The sequence below is a fragment of the Halopseudomonas sp. L-58 genome, assembly GCF_056859475.1.
The window spans coordinates 37,166-56,685 of sequence record NZ_JBSXON010000069.1 but is presented as its reverse complement, the minus strand read 5'-3'; the positions used below and the strand labels follow the sequence as shown (position 1 = coordinate 56,685).

Here is a 19,520-nt window from a genome sequence, read left to right as displayed (position 1 = left end):
CCCTTACAGATCAAGGAATTTGAATCTACAGAGACTTCCAGAGTGAGTCAAAGTCATCCTCGGGGCCAGTGGTCAGAGATGCGCGCCCCGTCTCAGATTGGCTGGTCCCAGCGGTCTCCTGCTCGATCAGGTGATACTCGAACTGACTGAAACTGCCGGTCGCGCTGACGCGATTGCTCAGATTTGCCTTTTCGACCTTTCCGCCCTGCAGAATGTTGATCTTGCTGTTGACCTGAAATGGCAGACGCGGGGTGATGATGGTGGCCGGGCGGTCGATCGCTGTCACGGCGGGCAACAGCAGTGCACGCAGGTACTGGCTTGGTTCGCCCGTCTTGCGGATCAGCTTGGCGGCGCAGGGTATGCAGTGGGGTGCAATCAGTTCGATGCCCATCTGCGTGCCACCACCGCGAACCTGACGAATCCAGCGCACGACGGCCAGGCTCCAGTCCTGTTCGTTTGCTTCCTGGATACCCAATAGTTCGCCTGCCTGCAGTTGTTTTGGAACCTCTTTCGGCCAGGTCAGGCAGAAGCCGCCGGGGCTGTGGTTGACAATCGGCAGGTTGTGGATCGGATATTGCTCGTCACCCTCTTCGGCTTCTTCCGAGTTGCTGCCGTAGTTGATTTGCTCGACGCCGGCGGCATGCCACTCTACCGAGTCACCACCATCAAACGCGCTGCTCCAGCCGCCTTCACGGGCCCGCTGCGCCGCGTCCGAGAACGGATTGAGCTCGGCATCGCTGGCGTCGATCATGCGTGCGAAGCTCTTGCCGGAAATCCGGTAGTGAGTCGCGCTCATGCCAATGCTGACACGCAGGTGCCCCTGGCTCGGGATTCGGTTGAAGGTGCGCTCGGCCAGGTCTCCCCAGGACTGGCTGACGTGCTGCAGCAATTCCACGCCCAGAACACTGGGGATGTGCAATTCGCCCCGGTAGTCGCTGCCGGTAGTCATGAATTCCTTAATGCCGTTGACCAGCTTGCGGGTGTCGAGTCCCAGGCTGTGGTCAAGGCTTTCGCCACGAATCAGAGATTTGTAGCGTGGCGGGCAGTCCATGTCAGGGTTGATGATGAACAGTGCCTTCGAGTCTTCCGGGGAGACCAGCCGTGCATAACGGCTCCAGTCTTCCAGAGTGGCAAACAGGCGACCCATTGCGCTCTGGCGCATCTGATTGGGGCGGCTCGCGCCCATCAGCAGGGCGACCAGATAGCATTGTTCGATACTCAGGGGGCGGCGGTCAGCGCTCTCGCTGTCCGGTACCGGTGTCTGGTGGAGGTTGCGTTTGCGTGCAAGCTGGTACAGCTGGTGCAACTCAAGCCAGACCCCATCTGCTACCGGACAGTAAAGCTGGAAGGCACGCAGAAGTGGCCCGCACAATCCGCGGATTGATCGCTGCAGGGCCAGTGTCATCAGGTTGGCGTGATCGCGTGATTTGATGCTGCGCTCCTGAGCAACGATGATCTTGTAGCCGTTGGCCAGGTGGTTCTGCAGCGACTGGGACAGATTGGCAACCTTGCGCGGCTTGTCCTCGAGCACAATCGATTGGCCCAGGTAGTAGCGCGAAAGGGCGGTGCAGACATAGTGCACCTCGGGCCGAATGCGCTCCAGCATGGCCAGGCGCTTGTCGGCAGGCACGTCGTACTGGTTCAGTTCAATCAGTCCCTGATAGAGCTGGCGCGCCGTTTCACCGATATTGGCTTTTGGCAGGTTGGCTAGCCACTGGGCTATGCCTTTCTCGGACCCTTCTGCAAAACTCAGGTTGCTGAGTGTCTGCTGGGGTATCCGCAAATGCAGCTTTTGCGTTGTGCTATCCATAACTGTCGTATCCAGTACAAGCGTCTATGGCCTGATTCCGGCCCACGGGGTGTGCCGGTCTTCCGTGGCTCAGTGGGGGGAAACAGCCTTCCGAAAACACACTCTAGCAGCTTAGCTGACAACTGGCTAAGCCTGCTCCCTGCCGTTGTCACCAAGTCTGATGATTATGCCTGATTGCCCGTTTGGGGCGCGTTCTGTTGCAGCTCGACGCTGACCGGCACCTTGCCCGGCTCGCCGGCAACTTCCCGCACCAGCCTGGGTACCAGGTAGCCCGGCATGCGGGTAAGCATGGTGCCGACCAGCGCGCGAGCCTCGTCGTCCGGGACCATAAAGTGGCTGGCGCCGCGGACGCGGTCAAGCAAATGGAGATAATAGGGCAATATACCGGCATCGCCTAGTGCCTCACCCAGCGCTTGCTGCGCCTCCAGGCTGTCGTTGACCCCGCGCAGCAAGACGGCCTGATTGAGCAGTATGACGCCGGCCTGGCGCAAAAGGGCTGCTGCTTCTGCGGTTCGGGCGTCCAGTTCGGCTGCATGATTGCAATGCCAGACCATGGTGACCGGCAGGCGCGTGCCGCACAGCGCGTCGATCAGCTCCGGGGTGATGCGTTGCGGTATGACGACAGGCAGCCGGGTGTGCACGCGAAGGCGTCGCACGTGGGCAATGGCGGCAATTTCGCGGGTCAGCCAGGCCAGACGGCGGTCGTTGGCTGCGAGCGGATCACCGCCGCTGTAAATGACTTCGCTGATGCTGCTGTCGTTGCGGATATAGTCGAGGGCCTCGTTCCACTCGCTGGTGCTGAGGTTGTTGTCGTCGTAGGGAAAATGGCGACGGAAGCAATAGCGGCAGTTGACGGCGCAACCACTGCTGACGACCAGCAGCAGGCGACCATGGTACTTGTGAATGATCCCGGGCCGGGCATTGGTGTGCTGTTCTCCGAGGGGGTCGAGTACATACCCCGGCTGCTCTGCCAGCTCTTCGCCGATTGGCAGGACCTGACGTAGCAACGGGTCATTGATATCGCCCGGACGCATCCGGCTGAGGTAAGGCTCCGGAACCCTCAGCGGAAATGTCTCCGCTGCAGCCAGAGCCGCTGGCAGCAGTGTGCTTTCGAGATGCAGGCGGCGCAGAAGCTCGGCGGGGCTGGTGATGCTGTTGGCCAGAATATTTTGCCAGCTGGCGGACTCAACACGAACTGCAGAACCATGTATCATTGGCGTTTTTCCGCGCATGGGTGTCAGGGTGTCCGACTGACTGCCTCGCACACTGGCTGGTGTGGCGCGAGTCGGATCATCCATTCAATTTAAAGTGGGAACTTGTATGGCCAACTATTCTACCAACGAATTCAAACCGGGTCTTAAGGTGATGCTGGACGGCGATCCGTGCTCGATTCTCGAGAACGAATACGTCAAACCGGGTAAGGGCCAGGCGTTTAACCGCGTCAAGGTTCGTAACCTGAAGACCGGTCGCGTCAACGAGCGTACCTTCAAGTCGGGCGACAGCCTGGAAGGCGCCGACGTGATGGATCGCGAGATGGAATACCTGTACTCCGACGGTGAGTTCTGGCACTTCATGGCGACCGACGGCTCCTTCGAGCAGTACGGCGCTGACGAGAAGGCGGTTGGCGACTGCATGAACTGGATGAAAGAGCAGGTTATTTACACTGTAACCCTGTTCAATGGCGCACCGATTGCCGTTACTCCGCCGAACTTCGTTGAGCTGGAAGTGGTCGAGACCGACCCGGGCGTGCGTGGTGATACCTCCGGTGGCGGCAACAAGCCGGCCAAGCTGGTAACCGGTGCCGTGGTCAAGGTGCCGCTGTTTATCAACACCGGCGACGTGCTGAAGGTTGATACCCGTTCCAGCGAGTATGTTGGTCGCGCGTAACGGTTTTGGTGGTTGAAGAAACCGGGGCCCGTCCCCGGTTTTTTGTGTCCGTAAATCGAGGTAGGCAGCATGAATCGACCGTGGCAACCCAGTGCAACCATCGACGCTCTGCGTCGGCGCGCGGGCATTATCAATCGTATTCGCGAGTTCTTTGCCGAGCGTGGTGTGCTGGAGGTGGATACGCCCAGCCTGTCGCATGCCGCAGTCAGTGATCCGTTTCTGCACCCCTTTGCCACCGAGTATGTCCCGGAGGGCGGCGGCCAGGCGGCGATGCTGTATCTGCATACCTCACCGGAATATCCGATGAAGCGTCTGCTGGCGGCGGGCAGTGGTGCGATCTGGCAACTGTGCAAGGTCTATCGCAACGGCGAGATTGGCAGGCGGCATAATCCTGAATTCAGCATGCTCGAGTGGTATCGCCCAGGGTTTGATCACCATCAGCTAATGGATGAAGTTGATGCGCTGGTGCGCGCGGTGCTTGCCGGCGAGTCGGCGCGGCGGGTTACTTATGCCGCCGTGTTTGCCGAGCATACCGGTCTGGATATTCACCAGTGCAGTGATGCCGACCTGCAAAGCCTGGCCGCCGCGCGCTGCGGCTTTCAGGGTGAGTTGTCGCGCGACGGCTACCTGAATTTGCTGTTTTCCGAATGTGTCGAGCCCCGGTTGCAGGCGCCGACCCTGGTCTACGCGTTTCCCGCTTCGCAGGCGGCGCTGGCGCGGGTTGTCGAGGGCGATGATCGGGTGCCGAGCGCCGCGCGCTTCGAAATGTTCGTCAAGGGCATGGAGCTGGCCAACGGCTACTTCGAGCTGACTGATGCCGATGAGCAGTTGCGGCGCTTTGAGGCAGATCAGGCGCAGCGCGAGGCGCTGGGTATTGCGGCATTACCGATCGACATGCCACTGGTAGACGCGTTGCGCTCTGGCATGCCCTCGTGCGCAGGTGTGGCGCTGGGGGTGGATCGGCTGGTGATGCTGGCGCTGGGCGCCAGCACGATTGGTGAGGTTATCGCGTTCGATACGCAGCGTGCCTGAGGATCAGGCAAGGCTGCCCATCAGTTGCCCCATCTGCACACTATCCCCGGCCTTGAGGGTTTCGTTCCAGCGCATCGCATCTGGGCCGAACAGCACGATAGCGGTTGAGCCCAGTTTGAAGCGGCCCATCTCGTCACCTTTTTCCAGGCTCGGTGCGGCCTGGCCGTAGGCGGTGCTGCGCAGCGTGCGGCTGGGCGGGGCAACCAGGCCAGCCCACACTGTCTCAACCGATGCAACGATCATGGCGCCGACCAGAACCAGTGCCATCGGGCCTGCCTCTGTATCGAACAGGCACACCACGCGCTCATTGCGGGCGAACAACTCCGGTACGTTCTCGGCGGTCGTCTGGTTGACCGAGAACAGTTTGCCCGGAACGTAGATCATTTCCTTCAGGGTGCCGCCCAGGGGCATGTGTACGCGGTGGTAGTCCCTGGGTGAGAGGTAAACGGTAGCGAATTCTCCGCCCTGGAATGGTGCTGCCAGCTCGGCGTTACCGCCGAGCAACTCCTGCACGCTGAAGCTGTGCCCCTTGGCCTGGAAGATACGGCCGTGTTCGATCTTGCCGAGCTGGCTGATGGCGCCGTCGGCCGGGCAGAGGATGCCACCCGGGGTTTGATCCAGCGGGCGGGCATTGGGCTTGAGCGCGCGGGTGAAAAAGTCGTTGAAGCTGCTGTAGGCAGTCGGGTTCTCTTCTTGTGCCTCGCTCATGTCGACCTGGTAGCGTTTGACAAACCAGGTGATGAACGGGTTTTTGACCCAGCCCCAGGTGCAATTGGCCAGGCAGCCTGCCAGACGCGAGAGCAGGTGGTGCGGCAGCAGGTACTGAAACAGGATAAACAGACGATCAGGCATGGTGCTTCCTTAAAATTCTACTGCGGTGTCTGGATGGTTGCCCCACTCGGACCATGAGCCTGCGTAGGCTTTGACGCGCGGGTAGCCCAGCAGCTTGGCTGCCAGATAGGTGAAGCCGGAACGGTGGTGCGTCTGGCAGTGGGTGACGATTTCCTTGTCCGGTGTGATGCCCAGCTTGAGCAGCTGTTCGGCCATGTCCGAGCGCATGCGCAGGCCTCGCTCGGGGTCCATCCCGGCAGTCCATTCAAAATTGACTGCGCCGGGAATATGGCCGCCTTTGCTGGCGACAACCTTCTCACCACGGTACTCGTGTGGCGAGCGAGCATCCCAGATGACCCGGTCGGGATTGTGCAGGTCTGCCATCAGCTGCGCCAGAGTGATGGTGTGGTCGTTGTTCGGTGTAATTGTTGGCGTCGTGGGTGTGGCCAGCTGCGGTGCACTTTCCAGCGGCAGCCCGTCTTCGATCCAGGCCTTGAGGCCGCCGTTGATATAGCTGTAGCGGGTGTGACCAATGCAGTCGAGCATCCAGATAAAACGCCCCGCCCAGCCTCCACCCTCGTCGTCATAAACGACATAGTGGAGATCGTCACGGTGACCCAGCTCGGCAAAAATGGCCTGCAACTCGGGCAGGCCGGGCAGCGGGCCCGGACGTGGTGCGGGTGAGGCGGTACGTGCGGGCGCAAGATGCACGGCGCCGGGAATATGCCCTGCCTGATATTGGGCCGTGCTGCAGAGATCAACCAGGCGGACCTGTTCGCTGTTCAGAGGCAGCGGTAGCTCAGCGGGTTCAATCAGTAGTGGCAGCGTAAGGGATGCCATGAACAAGGTCTCCTGCAGTGGAGCAAACTGGCGCTCCGTCAAAAAAAGGGTGGATGCTAGGCGCGTTGCTTGAGGTGAAGCAAGGCTTTATGCAGACATTCGGCGGTTTTAACCACGGCCTGCTGGCGTTTGCTGTCAAGTGGCTGGGGGCTGCCGTTACTGACATAGATCAGACCGACCAGCTGCTCGTTGTGGGTCAGGGGCGCCAGATAAAAGATACTTCCTGCGCCGAGTTCGAGCACCTTCTCGGGCATGGCGCCAGGCGCTTGCTGCGGCTGTACCTCATGGCAGCTGGCGCTGCGTAGCCACGCGGGCCAGTGACCTTCGCGGCTGCTGCCCACGGCTGTCCCAGACAGCGGCTGCCCTGAGGCAAAGCCGCTGGCAACGGCAATTACCAACTGATGGTTGCGAGCGCTGGAGAGGGCGATCCAGCAGGTCGTAAGGCCGAGCCCCTTGATCAGGGCGTGTTGCGCGCATTCGAGCAGTTGGGCCAGGTTGCCGAAGGAGTCGGGTTGTTTGCTCAGGCGCAGGCACAGGCTGCGCCAGAGATCCGGATCAGCTGATCGCGGCTCTGGTCTTGCCGGCTCGGGTTGTGCTTTGGGCGGCGCCCCGGTGCATGCTGCAGGCGTCTTGCCTGTCGCGGGGGGCGGTTGCGGAAGCGTGCTGGCAGGAAGAAAAATGTCGTTGCTGCAGCGCGTAAATTGGTCATGCGCACTATTGACGGCGTTCTCGTGCGTCAGGCGCTGGGCGTCAGCGACCTCAATATTGAGATACAGGGCGCTCAATTTCTGCCAGCGGGACGTATGTCGGTTGTACCAGCTGTGATGGGTGCCCAGCGCCATGCCATTGGCGATCAGCGCGCTATTGGCGGGCTGGGTCAGCCAGCGGTAAAGCTCCCGGTCGCCGTCGAGTTGGGCTTGCTGTTCCTGCGGATGAGCGCTGTCCCGCGCTACGCGAAGAGCCTTGACCATGGTACGACGATTGGCGTTAAGCGAGCGGTACCCCTGCAGGATCCAGGGCGGCAGCCACCAGTCCTGCGCTACCAGCTGAACCAGCTGAAAGCCGTTTGCGGTGGTATCGGCAATCTGGCGCCGGCTGACGCCGTCAGGCAGAACGCCGTCATTCAGTCGCTCCCACTGTTCGAACAGGTGTGGCTTGAGGTAGGCAAGTGTCCACAGGGGGGAGAGAAACAGCAGGGTCGCCAGTGACATCTCGTGCCACAGCCGGGCAATGCGGTTTGCAAACAGCCCCTGGGCCTGGCTGACAGCGTGTTCGCTTATGCTCAGGAGCTGCCGGTAGGCCCAGGGCAGTTGATCGGGTTCGACCACCGGAATGCCCTTGAGCAGGTCTGCAATGCGCTGGGTCCCGAGTAATGAGCAGGCCTGTTCCAGCGTCAACACGTCCACATCCCTGTTGCGCGCTGCGGCACCGGCTGCGCGGCAGATATGCAGGGCCGCCACCGGGGCGCGCATGATCGCCTGGGTCAGCTCGTTGATGCTGAGCAGGTCACCTTCCAGCTGTTCCACCAGTTGTCTTTGCTGGTCGCGAGTGATCGGCAGCACGCATGCGTTCAGTTTCTGACGCAGCTCGCCGATAACCTCTTTACTACCGATGTTGGGGTGTGTGCTCATGCGCTTCACAGCTTTATACTAGTCTTCTGCACGACTATAACTCGAATGGCAGCAGTTTGCTGCTCTGCGCGGTGATGCGCACCGGCTTGTTCTGGATACCTCGAATATATGTTGAAAATTGGTGGTTTCGTTGTCGTCATCGTCAGTGTTCTGGGGGGGTTCCTGCTGTCCGGCGGGCATATCGCCGCACTCTGGCATCCCTTTGAAATCCTCATCATCGGTGGCGCCGCATTGGGGGCCTTTCTGGTAGCCAACAGCATTGAGGTGGTGAAAAAGTGCCTTGGCGCGGCGCCGGCCATCATTTTCGGGCACCGCTTTTCCAAGCCGTTTTATCTGGATGTGCTGGGTCTGCTGTACGAGGTGCTGAACAAGAGCCGGCGCGAGGGCATGATGGCCATCGAGCAGGATATCGAGGAACCGAACGAGAGCCCGATCTTCAGCAAGTATCCAGCCATTCTCAAAGATCGGATGATGACCGAGTTCATCTGCGACTATCTGCGCATTATGTCCACCGGCAATATGGCTCCGCATGAGCTGGAAGCGCTGTTTGACGTGGAGATTTCCGCGATTTCCGAAGAGCTTCAGGAGCCGTCGCATGCGGTGACCCGTGTAGCCGATGCCCTGCCCGGGTTCGGTATCGTTGCTGCTGTCCTCGGTATCGTTATCACCATGAGCATCCTTGGGGATGCGGACAAGGCAGAGATCGGCGAGAAAGTGGCCACCGCGCTGGTGGGTACCTTCCTTGGTATTCTGGCTGCCTATGGTTTTGTTGGCCCCTTCGCCACGGCCATGGGGCATACGGCCCACGAAGAGGCCAACACCTACGAGGCGATCAAAATGACGCTGGTTGCCAGTGCCCAGGGCTTGCCGCCGGCCCTGGCTGTCGAGTTCGGGCGCAAGTCGCTGCTGCCGGAGCATCGACCCAGCTTCACCGAGCTGGAAGATTCGGTGAAGGGACGCTAAGCGGTGGATAACAATCAACCCATTATCGTCAAGCGGGTGACCCGCAAGGAAGCCGGTCATCATGGCGGGTCATGGAAGATCGCCTTCGCCGACTTTGCCGTAGCGATGATGGCGTTTTTCCTTGTCATGTGGCTGGTGACCGTCGCGACTCCGGAGCAGTTGCGCAATATTTCCGGTTACTTCAACGATCCTGTCGGCTTCAGCGAGGGCGGCAGTCCTTTTGCCATTGATCTTGGCGGCTCCCCTGCGGTGGCGCCGGAGCGGACCCTTAACAAGACCGAAGACCCCGAGGATCAGCAACTGATTGACGAAGATTCTGCCCGGCAGTTGGCCGATCAGATCGAGCGCCAGGATATGGAGGCTCTGCTGCAGGAGTTGCAGAATCAGATCGACAATGAACCTGTGTTGCAGCGCTTCAAGGATCAGATTCTGATCGAGATTACCCAGGATGGTCTGCGCATACAGATCGTTGATGCCGAGAATCGGCCAATGTTCTCCAGCGGCAGCGCCCAGTTACAGCCGTATTTTGAGGACATTCTGCTCTCGCTCAGCGATACCATTGCAAAGGTGAACAAGAAGATCAGTATCAGTGGGCATACGGATGCGCAGCCCTTTGTCGGTCGCCGTGGTTACGGCAACTGGGAGCTGTCCAGCGAGCGCGCCAATGCGGCACGCCGCACCCTGCTCGCGGCGGGCTATCCCGAACAGCAGGTCGCGCGAGTAGTCGGTTACGCGGATTCGGCGCTGTTCGACCGTGATGATCCTCTGAGTCCGACCAATCGGCGCATTGATATCGTGGTGCTTAACCGGCATGCCGAAGAGCAGATGCTTGAGGGTGTCGAGGCGGCCGGGGCGCAGGTGCCGGACGAGCCGGTTGTGCCTGAGTCTGAATCTGAGCAGTCCGAGCCTGAGCCTGCAGAGCCGGCTGTCGAACTCCCGGTTGAGCCTGAAGAGCTGCAAGAGGCTGCGCCGGTTGATCAACCGGCTTCAACCGAGCCTGCTCGCGAACGACGTCTAAACCTGTTCGATAACGCCGAGCCGATCAGGCGTCTGCAGCAGTGAGGCGGCTCAGCCGGTAAGGGTCGAGAGGATGTGGCGATAGCTGCTCATGCGAATGGGCGATATCGCTCCGGCCTCAACCGCCTGAAGCAGGGCGCAACCAGGTTCGTGCAGATGCTGACAGTCGCGGAAACGGCAGTGGCCCAGAAACGGGCGGAACTCGATAAAGCCCTCCAGCAGTTCGTCGTGCGAAATATGCGTCAGGCCGAATTCGCGAATACCGGGCGAGTCGATCAGGTCGCCGCCCGCCGGGAAATGAAAGAGCCGGGCCGTTGTTGTGGTATGAGTGCCTTTACCGGTGCTTTCGGAAAGGGCACCGACGCGTAGATCCTGGCCCGGCAGCAGCGCGTTGATCAGGGATGACTTGCCGACCCCCGATTGCCCGACAAAGACACTGGTGTGGTCTTTCAGCTCGGCGCGCAGCGTGTCCAGACCATCCCCCTCGTCGGCGGACAGCAACAGGGTGTGATATCCCAGCTGACTGTAGTCATCCAGCCACTGCAGCAACTCGGGATCGGGGCTGTTTTTCAGCAGATCCGACTTGTTCATTACCAGCAGCGGCTCGATGCCGGCCTGCTCGGCGGCAACCAGATAGCGGTCGATCAGGTTGGTGTAGGGCGTCGGCAGGGGAGCGAAGACGATAATCAGGCGGTCGACATTGGCGGCAACCGGCTTCAGCTGGCCGCGTTGATCGGGGCGGCAGAGTTCGGTCTGGCGCTCCTGCTGCGCGACGATAACCCCGCCTTGCTGGTTGTCTGGCCGCCAGATAATACGGTCGCCAGTGACCAGTGCCGGCAGGTTGGCGCGTCGGTAGCAGCGTCGAATCTGGCCGGCCAGCTCGCCGCTGGTGGCTTCGACGTCAACCTGAACGCCAAAATGCGCAATCACCAGGCCGGACTGCTCGGGGCCAAGGTCGCCACCGACCAGGCTTTCCTCAGCACGTTCGGCGCGACGTTCGGCGCGAGCTGCGCGCTCGTCCTGGATTTTCTGGATGCGCCAGTTCTGGCGGCGGGTAAGATTTCGTTTGGCCATGGGCTCTGCGTCTGAATAATCGGCGGCAGTTTAGCACGCTGCAGTTATACTGCAGCCATCGCGCGTTTAGCGCGCCTTTACGCCTAGCCAGGAGCTCCCATGCAACACCCTGACAACCTGATCTGGATCGATCTTGAAATGACCGGCCTTGATCCGGACAACGACGTCATCATCGAGATTGCGACCATTGTCACTGACCCGCAGTTGAATGTGCTGGCCGAAGGGCCGTCGCTGGCGATCAAACAGCCCGATGCATTGCTCGATGGTATGGATGAATGGAATACCCGGCAGCATGGTCAATCCGGGCTGACCCGCCGGGTGCGTGAAAGCACTATCAGTCCGGCTGATGCCGAGCGGCAGACAATCGACTTTCTGTCCGCCTGGGTTCCGGCGGGCAAGTCTCCGATGTGCGGCAACAGCATTTGCCAGGACCGGCGCTTTCTCTATCGGGGTATGCCAGAGCTGGAGAAATACTTCCACTACCGCAACCTGGATGTCTCGACCCTGAAAGAGTTGGCGGCGCGCTGGGCGCCCGAGGTGAAGAACGGCTTCAAGAAGCAGAGCAGTCACCTGGCGCTGGACGACATTCGTGATTCGATCGCCGAGCTGAAACACTACCGCGAGCACTTCATCAAGTTTTGATAGTCAGCTTGCGCCGTGCTGTTCAAGCGCCCAGCGAACATGCTCACGAACCAGCTCTGAGGTATCGGCGCGCCGTCGTTTAAGGGCTTCGACGACCGGGATACTGGTGGTGGCGTTGCCCAGCCCTACGGCGAGATTGCGCAGCCAGCGTTCATGGCCGATACGGCGTATCGGCGACCCCTCGGTACGTTGCAGAAATGTCGCCTCGTCCCAACTGAACAGCTCGACCAGGTCCGCTTGATCGAGCTGGTGGCGCGGGCTGAAGTCGGGCTCCCCGGTTGGCTTGGCAAACCGGTTCCATGGGCACACCAGTTGGCAGTCGTCGCAGCCAAATACCCGATTGCCCATGGCTGCTCGCAGGTTTTCGGGGATCGCGCCCTTGAGCTCAATGGTCAGATACGAGATGCAGCGCCGGGCATCCAGCACGTGCGGGCCGACAAAGGCGTCGGTCGGGCAGCGCTCCAGGCAGGCCGTACATTTGCCGCAGTGTTCGGTTTGCTGGGGCGAGTCAGTCGGCAGCGGCAGATCGGTGTACAGCTCGCCGAGGAAGAAGTAGCTGCCGGCCCTGCGGTTTATCAGCATGGTGTTCTTGCCGATCCAGCCGAGCCCTGAACGGCTGGCCAGTGCGCGTTCCATTACCGGGGCGCTGTCGACGAATGCCCGGTAGCCAAACGGGCCTATCAGTTCCTGTATGCGGTCGGCCAGTTGCTGAAGGCGACGCCGGATCAGTTTGTGGTAGTCGCGGCCCAGCGCATAGCGTGAAATGTAGGCAGTGTCCGGGCTGGCCAGGCGCCTGGCCATGGCTGCGTCGGCAGGCAGATAGTCCATGCGCACGGAGATAACCCGTTGCGTGCCGGGCACCAGCTCCGGCGGCCGCGTGCGTTTGCTGCCGTGGCTGGCCATCCATTCCATCTCGCCCTGATAGCCGGCATCAAGCCAGCGTTGCAGCCACTGTTCATGCTCGCCAATATCAGGCGCGCTGATGCCCAGCTGCTGGAACCCCAGATCCTGCGCGAAGACGCGAATCTGCTCAGCAAGTGCCTGGTAGTCTGGTTGGTCGGACATGATGATGTTGGGGCTGGCTGTCTGGAATCTCGTATAATTGTGCCAGACAACCCCTGCAGGAGCCTATCAATGTCCGACCCGATGCCAGCGTGGGTGCATTCCCGGCAACAGACGCGCCAGCTTGATGCCGCCCTTATCGCCTCTGGTATTGCCGGGATCGATCTGATGCAACGCGCCGCAATGGCGGCATGGCAGGCGGTGTTTGCACGCTGGCCTGATGCAGGCTGCATCACTGTGTTGTGTGGCTCCGGCAATAATGCCGGCGATGGCTATCTGATTGCCCGTCTGGCGTTGCTGGCGGGATGGCGGGTGCAGGTGTGGGCCGTGTCGGCACCGGAGCGGTTGGTTGGAGATGCTGCACTTGCCTGGCTGCAGGCGCGGGACGCCGGCGTGCCGATAGCTAACTGGTTTTCCGGCGCGACACTGGACGGTGTATTGGTTGACGCGCTGCTGGGCACCGGGCTGACCGGCAGTGTGCGCGCGCCCTTCGCCGAGGCCATCGCAGCGATTAACGGCGCCCGCTGCCCGGTATTGTCTGTGGATGTACCCAGCGGACTCGACGCCGATCGGGGCGTTGCGCTGGGTGTGGCAGTGAAGGCCGATGTCACGGTTACCTTTATTGCCTTAAAGCTCGGTCTGCTGACCTCACAGGGGCCCGACCTGTGCGGCGAGCTGGTGTATGCGGCATTGGCTGATCCGCTGCCGAGTAACGTGCCGGCTGCGTTGGAGCTGCTGCAATGGTCGCGTTGGCAGGGCTGTCTCCCTGCGCGCATGAAATCTGCCCACAAGGGGCGTTTCGGCCACCTGCTGCTGGTTGGTGGTGGGCCCGGAATGGGTGGGGCCATCATGCTGGCGGCGGAAGCCGCGTTGTGCAGCGGAGCCGGCAAGGTCAGCGTGGCCACCTCTGCCGAGCACGTGGCACCCTTGCTGGCGCGCTGTCCTGAGGTAATGGTGCGCGCGGTTGCTGATGCCGAGGCGTTGGCGCCCTTGCTGGCAACGGCCGATGCGCTGGTGTTGGGGCCGGGGCTTGGGCGCTGTCCCTGGGCTGAACAGATGATCTCGGCGTGCCTGGATGCCGCGTTGCCGCGGGTGCTGGATGCGGATGCGCTGAACCTGCTGGCCTGCCAGTCCGCCATGCCCGAACTGGGTGCCGATACCGTGATCACTCCCCATCCGGCGGAGGCTGCCCGGTTACTGCGGTGTTCAACGGCCGAGGTGCAGGATGATCGTTTGGCTGCGTTGCAGCAGCTGATCGAACCTCTGGGCTGTCACGCGGTTCTAAAGGGGGTCGGTTCCCTGGTTGGCAGTCCCGCCCGCTTTGAAATGTTGCCGGGGGTCTGTGCCGCGGGTAATCCGGGGATGGCGGTAGGCGGCATGGGTGACGTGCTGTCCGGTTTGTTGGGTGCGCTGCTGGCGCAGCGCGTTCCCGCGGGGCAGGCGGCACGGTATGCTGTGCTGGTTCATGCCCTGGCCGGCGATCTGTTGGCTGGGGAGTTGGGGGAGGTCGGCATGCGTGCCGGCGAAATGATGCCTGCCATGCGCAGGGTTTTGAATCGGCGGGGCGTTGAATGAAGCTGGAGCTGCATGCGGTGGGGGAAGATGCCATGACAGCGCTTGGCGGCGATATTGCCAGGGCGCTGGAAGGGCGGGGGATCGTCTATCTGGAGGGTGACCTCGGGATGGGCAAGACCACGCTGAGTCGCGGCATCATCCGGGCTCTGGGCCAGCAAGGGCCGGTCAAGAGTCCTACCTACACGCTGGTCGAACCCTACGAGCTGGGTGAGGTGAACGTCTATCACTTCGACCTTTATCGCCTGGCGAATCCGGAGGAGCTGGAGTTCCTTGGTGTTCGTGACTACTTTGACGGTGAGAACCTGTGTCTGATCGAGTGGCCGGCGAAGGGGCGGGGGGTTTTGCCAACAGCCGACCTGACGATTACCATTGGCGCCGAGGGTGAGGGGCGTCGTCTGACGCTCGTTGGGCAAACCACCCACGGTGAACTGACGTGTCGACGGATTCAACAGATGCGGAGTGAAGGCTAGCGTGGCGCGCATGAACGCAAGGAAAGGCAGCCGGTTGGTTGCGGGTGGGGTGCTGTTGCTCCTTGGCCTGCTGTCAGGCTTTGTGCAGGCTGCCGATATCAAGAGCGTTCGCCTCTGGCGCGCGCCGGATAATACGCGTCTGGTATTTGATCTCAGTGGTCCGGCTGAACATACCCTGTTTACCCTGTCCAATCCCGAGCGGATTGTCATCGATATCAGTAATGCCCGTCTGATGGCTGATACCAGCGCGCTGGCGCTGGAAAATACGCCGCTTCGTGGCTTGCGCGCTGCACCCCGCGATGGTGACGGCCTGCGTGTGGTGCTGGATCTGTCCGAGCAAGTCAATCCCAAGAGTTTTGTGCTGCCGCCCAACCAGCAGTACGGTGATCGTCTGGTTGTTGACCTCTTTGATAACGGTCGCCCGACTGCTTCCCTGCCGCAACCGGCGGCGCCATCGGCATCTCCCCTGCCGCAGACACCGACCCGCTCTGCGGCCGAAGCGGGCAATCGCGATATCGTGATTGCAATTGATGCCGGTCATGGGGGGGAAGATCCCGGAGCCATCGGGCACGGTGGGGCTCGTGAGAAAGAGGTCGTGCTTGCTATCGCACGCGATCTCAAGCGCCTGATTGATGCAGAGCCGGGGTTCCGCGGGGAGCTGGTGCGTACCGGCGACTACTTTATTCCGCTGCGTCGACGCACGGAGATCGCTCGCCAGCACAACGCCGACCTGTTTGTCTCGATTCACGCGGATGCCTTCACTCGCGCCAGTGCCAATGGCGCCTCCGTATTCGCCCTGTCTGACCGGGGTGCGACGTCGGAGACGGCGCGTCTGCTGGCAGATCGGGAGAACCGCTCCGATTTGATCGGCGGCGTGGGTGGCGTCAGTCTCGACAACAAGGATCAGGTGCTGGCCAGCGTCCTGCTGGATCTGTCCATGACTGCCACCCTGTCTGCCAGTCTGGATGTGGGGCAACAGGTGCTGTCCTCGGTTGGTCAGGTCAATCGTCTGCACAAGCCAAGGGTGGAGCAGGCCGGGTTCATGGTGCTCAAGTCGCCGGACATCCCGTCGATTCTGGTGGAGACCGGCTTTATCTCCAATCCCGGCGAGGCGCGCAAGCTGGTTACCCGCAGCCATCAGCAGGCCATGGCCCGGGCCATTTATACTGGCGTTAGAGGCTATTTCCATCGCAATCCTCCACCAGGTACGCGTATCGCCGCGCTGAAGGCGGGCGGGCAGCTGGCACAAGGGCCCAGGCAGCATACCGTCCGCCGTGGTGACAGCCTGTCTATGATCGCGAACATCTATCAAGTCTCGCTGGCGAGCCTGCGCGCGGCCAATGATCTTTCTACCGACCAGATCCGGGTTGGCCAGGTGCTGAATGTGCCGGCCAGCAGCATGCTGGTCCAAAACGAACGCTGATATGTCCCGAATTCAATTGTTGAGCCCGCGTCTGGCCAACCAGATCGCGGCTGGTGAGGTCGTTGAGCGTCCGGCATCGGTTATCAAGGAGTTGCTTGAAAACAGCCTGGATGCCGGTGCAAGGCGCATCGACATCGATGTTGAACAAGCTGGCGTCAAGCTGCTTCGTGTGCGTGATGATGGCTCCGGGATCGAGCAGGATGATTTGCCGCTGGCGCTGTCTCGCCATGCAACCAGCAAGATTCGTGATCTGGACGATCTGGAAAGAGTCGCCACGCTTGGCTTTCGGGGTGAGGCACTGGCATCGGTCAGCTCGGTATCGCGTCTGACGCTGACGTCCTGTCCCGAAGGCGGCGATCAGGCCTGGCAGGTCGAGACCGAGGGGCGTGACATGGCCCCGAACATCCGACCTGCCGCGCATCCGCAGGGTACGACTGTCGAGGTGCGGGACCTGTTTTTCAATACGCCGGCTCGGCGCAAGTTTCTGCGTACCGAAAAGACCGAGTTTGCTCACCTGGAAGAGGTGGTCAAACGACTGGCATTGTCGCGTTTCGATGTGGGTTTCAATCTGCGGCATAACGGCCGTCCGGTGTTCAGCTTGCCGCCGGCACGTACCGAACAGGAGGCGCGTCGCCGCGTGGCCACGGTGTGTGGTCCGGCGTTCGTTGAACAGTCGCGCTTCATCGATCATGAGCGCAGCGGCTTGCGGCTGTGGGGATGGGTGGGCTTGCCGACGTTCTCGCGCAGCCAGGCCGATCTGCAGTATTTCTTTGTTAACGGCAGAATGATTCGCGACAAGCTGGTGGTGCACGCGGTACGCCAGGCTTACCGCGATGTGCTGTTCAACGGGCGGCATCCAACCTTCGTGCTGTTTATGGAGCTGGACCCTGCTGTGGTCGATGTAAATGTGCATCCGACCAAGCATGAGGTTCGCTTCCGGGACGGCCGGATGGTGCATGATTTTCTGTTCAGCACTCTGTACCGGGCGTTGGCTGATCAGCGTCCCGGCGATCAGTCGGCAGGGGAAGAGGGCGAGGGAGGCGGCGCTCCGGCGTTGAATCCGGTGCAGGCGCAGCCTGCCGTCAGTGGCATTGATGCGGGCGTATTTTCAGGGCAGCAGCGAATGGCGCTGAACGAACCGCCCGCCCGCTGGGAAGCTGGAACCATGCCGTTGCCCGGTCAGCAGGTGCAGTCAAGGCCTCCGGCCGGTACCGGCGCAGCCTACGCCGGTCTGTACGGGGCACCAGCGGCTGACGCAGGCCTGCCCGATAGCGGCAAGGACGAAGCCATTCCGCCGCTGGGTTATGCGGTCGCACAACTTCATGGGGTGTACATCCTTTCCGAAAATGCGGCCGGTCTGGTTGTCGTGGATATGCATGCTGCCCACGAACGCATTACCTACGAGCGGCTGAAGCTGGCGATGGATCAGGAGGGGCTGCGCAGTCAGCCGCTGCTGGTCCCGGAAACCCTTGCGGTGAGTCAGCGGGAAGCTGATTGCGCGGATGAACATGCGGACTGGTTTGCGCGGCTGGGCATGTCGTTGCAGCGAATGGGGCCCGAATCGCTGGCCATCCGCGAGGTGCCAGCCCTGTTGCGGCAGGCGGATGCCGAGCAGCTGGTCCGTGATGTGCTGAGTGATTTGCTGGAATACGGCACCAGTGATCGTATTCAGGCGCATCTCAACGAGCTGTTGGCGACCATGGCCTGCCATGGTGCCGTGCGCGCCAACCGGCGTCTTACACTGGCGGAAATGAACGGATTGCTGCGGGATATGGAGCAGACCGAGCGCAGCGGGCAGTGCAACCACGGACGCCCGACCTGGACGCAGCTCAGCATGGCTGAGCTGGACAAGCTGTTCCTGCGGGGGCGCTGAGTATGAGCGTGCCAGACAGCGACGCATCGGCCGTGCGTCCGCCGGTCATTTGTCTGATGGGGCCAACCGCCTCGGGCAAGACCGAACTTGCCATGCATCTTTACGACCGGTTTCCGTGTGAGCTGGTCAGCGTTGACTCGGTGCTGGTCTACCGTGGGATGGATATCGGTGCGGCCAAGCCTGATGCTCAGACGCTGCAGCGTTATCCGCACCATTTGATCGATATTCTTGACCCGGCCGAGGCCTATTCTGCCGCGCGCTTTCGGGATGATGCGCTGGCGTTGATGCGCGATATTACGGCGCGGGGCAAGGTGCCGCTGCTGGTGGGCGGGACCATGCTGTATTTCAAGGCATTGACCGACGGCCTGGCAACGATGCCTTCGGCCGATCCGGTGATACGGGCCAGGATCGAACGCATGGCGCTGGAGGGTGGCTGGGAGACGGTGCACGCTGCGCTGGCCGAGGTCGATCCCGAAGCTGGAGCACGCATTCATCCGAACGATCCGCAGCGGATTCAGCGGGCGTATGAGGTATTTCTCAGCAGTGGTATTACACTGAGTCAATGGCACCGTCGCCAGCATGCAGAAAAAGCCTCGGGGCAGGCGCCGGAGAGCGGTGTTTTACCTTATACTGTGCGCTATCTGGCGGTCGCACCGCAGGAGCGTTCGGTGCTGCATCAACGAATTGCCGAACGTTTTTCGCTGATGTTGCAACAAGGGCTGCTTTCCGAGGTCGAAGCGTTGCATGCGAGAGGGGATCTGGATGTCGGTATGCCCTCGATCCGTGCGGTTGGCTATCGGCAGGTCTGGGATTATCTGGAAGGGCGGCTTGATTACGAGCAAATGCGTGAGCGCGGCATTATTGCGACGCGGCAATTGGCCAAGCGGCAGTTTACCTGGTTGCGCGGTTGGCATACTTCAATCGAGTGGCTCGACAGTCTCGATCCGAAAAGGTTTGAGCGGGCCTTGAAAGTGCTGGATACCGTCGCAATATAGGCGTGACGTTTCTGCCAGTTCCCTGTCTGTTCGCGGTACATGCCTGCTCGTCTTTTGGATAATGGACAGGCCGGCCAAATTGCATTGTTATGATGCGTAAAAATTATACGGTTTCCATGAAAGGAGTGAGGCAATGTCAAAAGGGCATTCTCTACAAGACCCTTACCTGAACGTTCTGCGCAAGGAACGTGTTCCGGTATCCATTTATCTGGTTAACGGCATCAAGCTGCAGGGTCAGATCGAATCTTTCGACCAGTTTGTCATTCTGCTGAAGAATACTGTCAGTCAGATGGTTTACAAACACGCCATTTCTACCGTCGTTCCGGGTCGTCCGGTACGTCTGCCGACCCAGCCCGGTGCTGACGACGCTGAGGTTGGCAATCCCTGATGATGCA

The 19,520-nt window shown here is 61.0% G+C and carries 18 protein-coding genes; 11 read left to right on the top strand and 7 right to left on the bottom strand.

The features are described from left to right. Positions 1-25 precede the first annotated feature (25 nt). Together AC13EY_RS12235 and epmB are read right to left on the bottom strand one after the other, a co-directional pair. Positions 26-1,810: a molecular chaperone gene (locus tag AC13EY_RS12235; protein ID WP_228245179.1), complete on the bottom strand. Its 1,785-nt coding sequence runs from the start codon at positions 1,808-1,810 to the stop codon at positions 26-28. A 164-nt stretch (positions 1,811-1,974) separates the two neighbouring features. Continuing rightward, positions 1,975-3,024 carry an EF-P beta-lysylation protein EpmB gene (gene epmB / locus AC13EY_RS12230; protein WP_335600337.1) on the bottom strand — a complete coding sequence of 350 codons (1,050 nt, stop codon included), beginning with the start codon at positions 3,022-3,024 and terminating at the stop codon, positions 1,975-1,977. A 106-nt stretch (positions 3,025-3,130) separates the two neighbouring features. Here epmB and efp point away from each other — a divergent pair, with 106 nt between their 5' ends. Both efp and epmA read left to right on the top strand, forming a co-directional pair. Continuing rightward, complete coding sequence (gene efp, locus AC13EY_RS12225; protein ID WP_228245181.1) at positions 3,131-3,697, top strand: elongation factor P; 567 nt, start codon at positions 3,131-3,133, stop codon at positions 3,695-3,697. A gap of 69 nt (positions 3,698-3,766) precedes the next feature. Next, positions 3,767-4,729 carry an elongation factor P--(R)-beta-lysine ligase gene (gene epmA, locus AC13EY_RS12220; RefSeq protein ID WP_335600336.1) on the top strand — a complete coding sequence of 321 codons (963 nt, stop codon included), beginning with the start codon at positions 3,767-3,769 and terminating at the stop codon, positions 4,727-4,729. Positions 4,730-4,732: 3 nt separating this feature from the next. Here the strand turns inward: epmA and asd are convergent, their stop codons facing one another. Genes asd through AC13EY_RS12205 form a run of 3 tightly spaced genes read right to left on the bottom strand, consistent with a single transcriptional unit; the run spans position 4,733 to position 8,031 of the window. Further along, positions 4,733-5,581 carry an archaetidylserine decarboxylase gene (gene asd, locus AC13EY_RS12215; RefSeq protein ID WP_269686886.1) on the bottom strand — a complete coding sequence of 283 codons (849 nt, stop codon included), beginning with the start codon at positions 5,579-5,581 and terminating at the stop codon, positions 4,733-4,735. 9 nt (positions 5,582-5,590) lie between these two features. Beyond that, positions 5,591-6,400, bottom strand: a complete 810-nt coding sequence (locus tag AC13EY_RS12210) for a rhodanese-like domain-containing protein (RefSeq protein ID WP_335600335.1) — start codon at positions 6,398-6,400, stop codon at positions 5,591-5,593. Between the two features lie 56 nt (positions 6,401-6,456). Beyond that, positions 6,457-8,031, bottom strand: coding sequence for a hypothetical protein (locus AC13EY_RS12205; protein WP_335600334.1), 1,575 nt, complete (start codon positions 8,029-8,031; stop codon positions 6,457-6,459). A 108-nt stretch (positions 8,032-8,139) separates the two neighbouring features. Here AC13EY_RS12205 and motA point away from each other — a divergent pair, with 108 nt between their 5' ends. Continuing rightward, on the top strand, positions 8,140-8,994 hold the full coding sequence (motA, locus tag AC13EY_RS12200; protein ID WP_335600333.1) for a flagellar motor stator protein MotA: 855 nt from the start codon (positions 8,140-8,142) through the stop codon (positions 8,992-8,994). Positions 8,995-8,997: 3 nt separating this feature from the next. Then, positions 8,998-10,056 carry a flagellar motor protein MotB gene (gene motB, locus AC13EY_RS12195; RefSeq protein ID WP_269686888.1) on the top strand — a complete coding sequence of 353 codons (1,059 nt, stop codon included), beginning with the start codon at positions 8,998-9,000 and terminating at the stop codon, positions 10,054-10,056. Between the two features lie 6 nt (positions 10,057-10,062). Here motB and rsgA read toward each other — a convergent pair whose 3' ends face one another. Beyond that, a complete protein-coding gene (gene rsgA, locus AC13EY_RS12190; RefSeq protein ID WP_228245189.1) occupies positions 10,063-11,085 on the bottom strand; it encodes a small ribosomal subunit biogenesis GTPase RsgA in 1,023 nt (340 codons plus the stop codon). Positions 11,086-11,184: 99 nt separating this feature from the next. On the opposite strand from rsgA, the gene orn reads away from it, so the two are divergent. After that, positions 11,185-11,727 carry an oligoribonuclease gene (gene orn / locus AC13EY_RS12185; protein WP_228245190.1) on the top strand — a complete coding sequence of 181 codons (543 nt, stop codon included), beginning with the start codon at positions 11,185-11,187 and terminating at the stop codon, positions 11,725-11,727. 3 nt (positions 11,728-11,730) lie between these two features. Here orn and queG read toward each other — a convergent pair whose 3' ends face one another. Next, positions 11,731-12,792: a tRNA epoxyqueuosine(34) reductase QueG gene (gene queG, locus AC13EY_RS12180; RefSeq protein ID WP_228245194.1), complete on the bottom strand. Its 1,062-nt coding sequence runs from the start codon at positions 12,790-12,792 to the stop codon at positions 11,731-11,733. Between the two features lie 69 nt (positions 12,793-12,861). Here queG and AC13EY_RS12175 point away from each other — a divergent pair, with 69 nt between their 5' ends. From AC13EY_RS12175 to hfq, 6 genes are all read left to right on the top strand, one after another. Then, on the top strand, positions 12,862-14,364 hold the full coding sequence (locus AC13EY_RS12175) for an NAD(P)H-hydrate dehydratase (RefSeq protein WP_228245196.1): 1,503 nt from the start codon (positions 12,862-12,864) through the stop codon (positions 14,362-14,364). Further along, positions 14,361-14,834, top strand: coding sequence for a tRNA (adenosine(37)-N6)-threonylcarbamoyltransferase complex ATPase subunit type 1 TsaE (gene tsaE, locus AC13EY_RS12170; RefSeq protein ID WP_228245197.1), 474 nt, complete (start codon positions 14,361-14,363; stop codon positions 14,832-14,834). The genes AC13EY_RS12175 and tsaE overlap by 4 nt, the downstream gene beginning before the upstream one ends. Before the next feature lie 10 nt (positions 14,835-14,844). Then, entirely contained in the window at positions 14,845-16,257 is a 1,413-nt protein-coding gene (locus AC13EY_RS12165; RefSeq protein WP_228245198.1) for an N-acetylmuramoyl-L-alanine amidase, read from the top strand. A 1-nt stretch (position 16,258) separates the two neighbouring features. Further along, the gene (gene mutL / locus AC13EY_RS12160) at positions 16,259-18,130 is read left to right on the top strand and encodes a DNA mismatch repair endonuclease MutL (RefSeq protein ID WP_228245199.1); all 1,872 of its coding nucleotides are present in this window, start codon (positions 16,259-16,261) and stop codon (positions 18,128-18,130) included. Positions 18,131-18,132: 2 nt separating this feature from the next. Then, positions 18,133-19,125, top strand: coding sequence for a tRNA (adenosine(37)-N6)-dimethylallyltransferase MiaA (miaA, locus tag AC13EY_RS12155; RefSeq protein WP_228245200.1), 993 nt, complete (start codon positions 18,133-18,135; stop codon positions 19,123-19,125). 133 nt (positions 19,126-19,258) lie between these two features. After that, complete coding sequence (gene hfq / locus AC13EY_RS12150; RefSeq protein WP_088273441.1) at positions 19,259-19,513, top strand: RNA chaperone Hfq; 255 nt, start codon at positions 19,259-19,261, stop codon at positions 19,511-19,513. The last annotated feature ends 7 nt before the right edge of the window (positions 19,514-19,520 follow it).

Bases quoted from the DNA above. Each gene is read 5' to 3' on its own strand.
- AC13EY_RS12235 (WP_228245179.1), bottom strand. From the start codon at position 1,810: ATGGATAGCACAACGCAAAAGCTGCATTTGCGGATACCCCAGCAGACA.
- epmB (WP_335600337.1), bottom strand. From the start codon at position 3,024: ATGATACATGGTTCTGCAGTTCGTGTTGAGTCCGCCAGCTGGCAAAAT.
- efp (WP_228245181.1), top strand. From the start codon at position 3,131: ATGGCCAACTATTCTACCAACGAATTCAAACCGGGTCTTAAGGTGATG.
- epmA (WP_335600336.1), top strand. From the start codon at position 3,767: ATGAATCGACCGTGGCAACCCAGTGCAACCATCGACGCTCTGCGTCGG.
- asd (WP_269686886.1), bottom strand. From the start codon at position 5,581: ATGCCTGATCGTCTGTTTATCCTGTTTCAGTACCTGCTGCCGCACCAC.
- AC13EY_RS12210 (WP_335600335.1), bottom strand. From the start codon at position 6,400: ATGGCATCCCTTACGCTGCCACTACTGATTGAACCCGCTGAGCTACCG.
- AC13EY_RS12205 (WP_335600334.1), bottom strand. From the start codon at position 8,031: ATGAGCACACACCCCAACATCGGTAGTAAAGAGGTTATCGGCGAGCTG.
- motA (WP_335600333.1), top strand. From the start codon at position 8,140: ATGTTGAAAATTGGTGGTTTCGTTGTCGTCATCGTCAGTGTTCTGGGG.
- rsgA (WP_228245189.1), bottom strand. From the start codon at position 11,085: ATGGCCAAACGAAATCTTACCCGCCGCCAGAACTGGCGCATCCAGAAA.
- orn (WP_228245190.1), top strand. From the start codon at position 11,185: ATGCAACACCCTGACAACCTGATCTGGATCGATCTTGAAATGACCGGC.
- queG (WP_228245194.1), bottom strand. From the start codon at position 12,792: ATGTCCGACCAACCAGACTACCAGGCACTTGCTGAGCAGATTCGCGTC.
- AC13EY_RS12175 (WP_228245196.1), top strand. From the start codon at position 12,862: ATGTCCGACCCGATGCCAGCGTGGGTGCATTCCCGGCAACAGACGCGC.
- tsaE (WP_228245197.1), top strand. From the start codon at position 14,361: ATGAAGCTGGAGCTGCATGCGGTGGGGGAAGATGCCATGACAGCGCTT.
- AC13EY_RS12165 (WP_228245198.1), top strand. From the start codon at position 14,845: ATGAACGCAAGGAAAGGCAGCCGGTTGGTTGCGGGTGGGGTGCTGTTG.
- mutL (WP_228245199.1), top strand. From the start codon at position 16,259: ATGTCCCGAATTCAATTGTTGAGCCCGCGTCTGGCCAACCAGATCGCG.
- miaA (WP_228245200.1), top strand. From the start codon at position 18,133: ATGAGCGTGCCAGACAGCGACGCATCGGCCGTGCGTCCGCCGGTCATT.
- hfq (WP_088273441.1), top strand. From the start codon at position 19,259: ATGTCAAAAGGGCATTCTCTACAAGACCCTTACCTGAACGTTCTGCGC.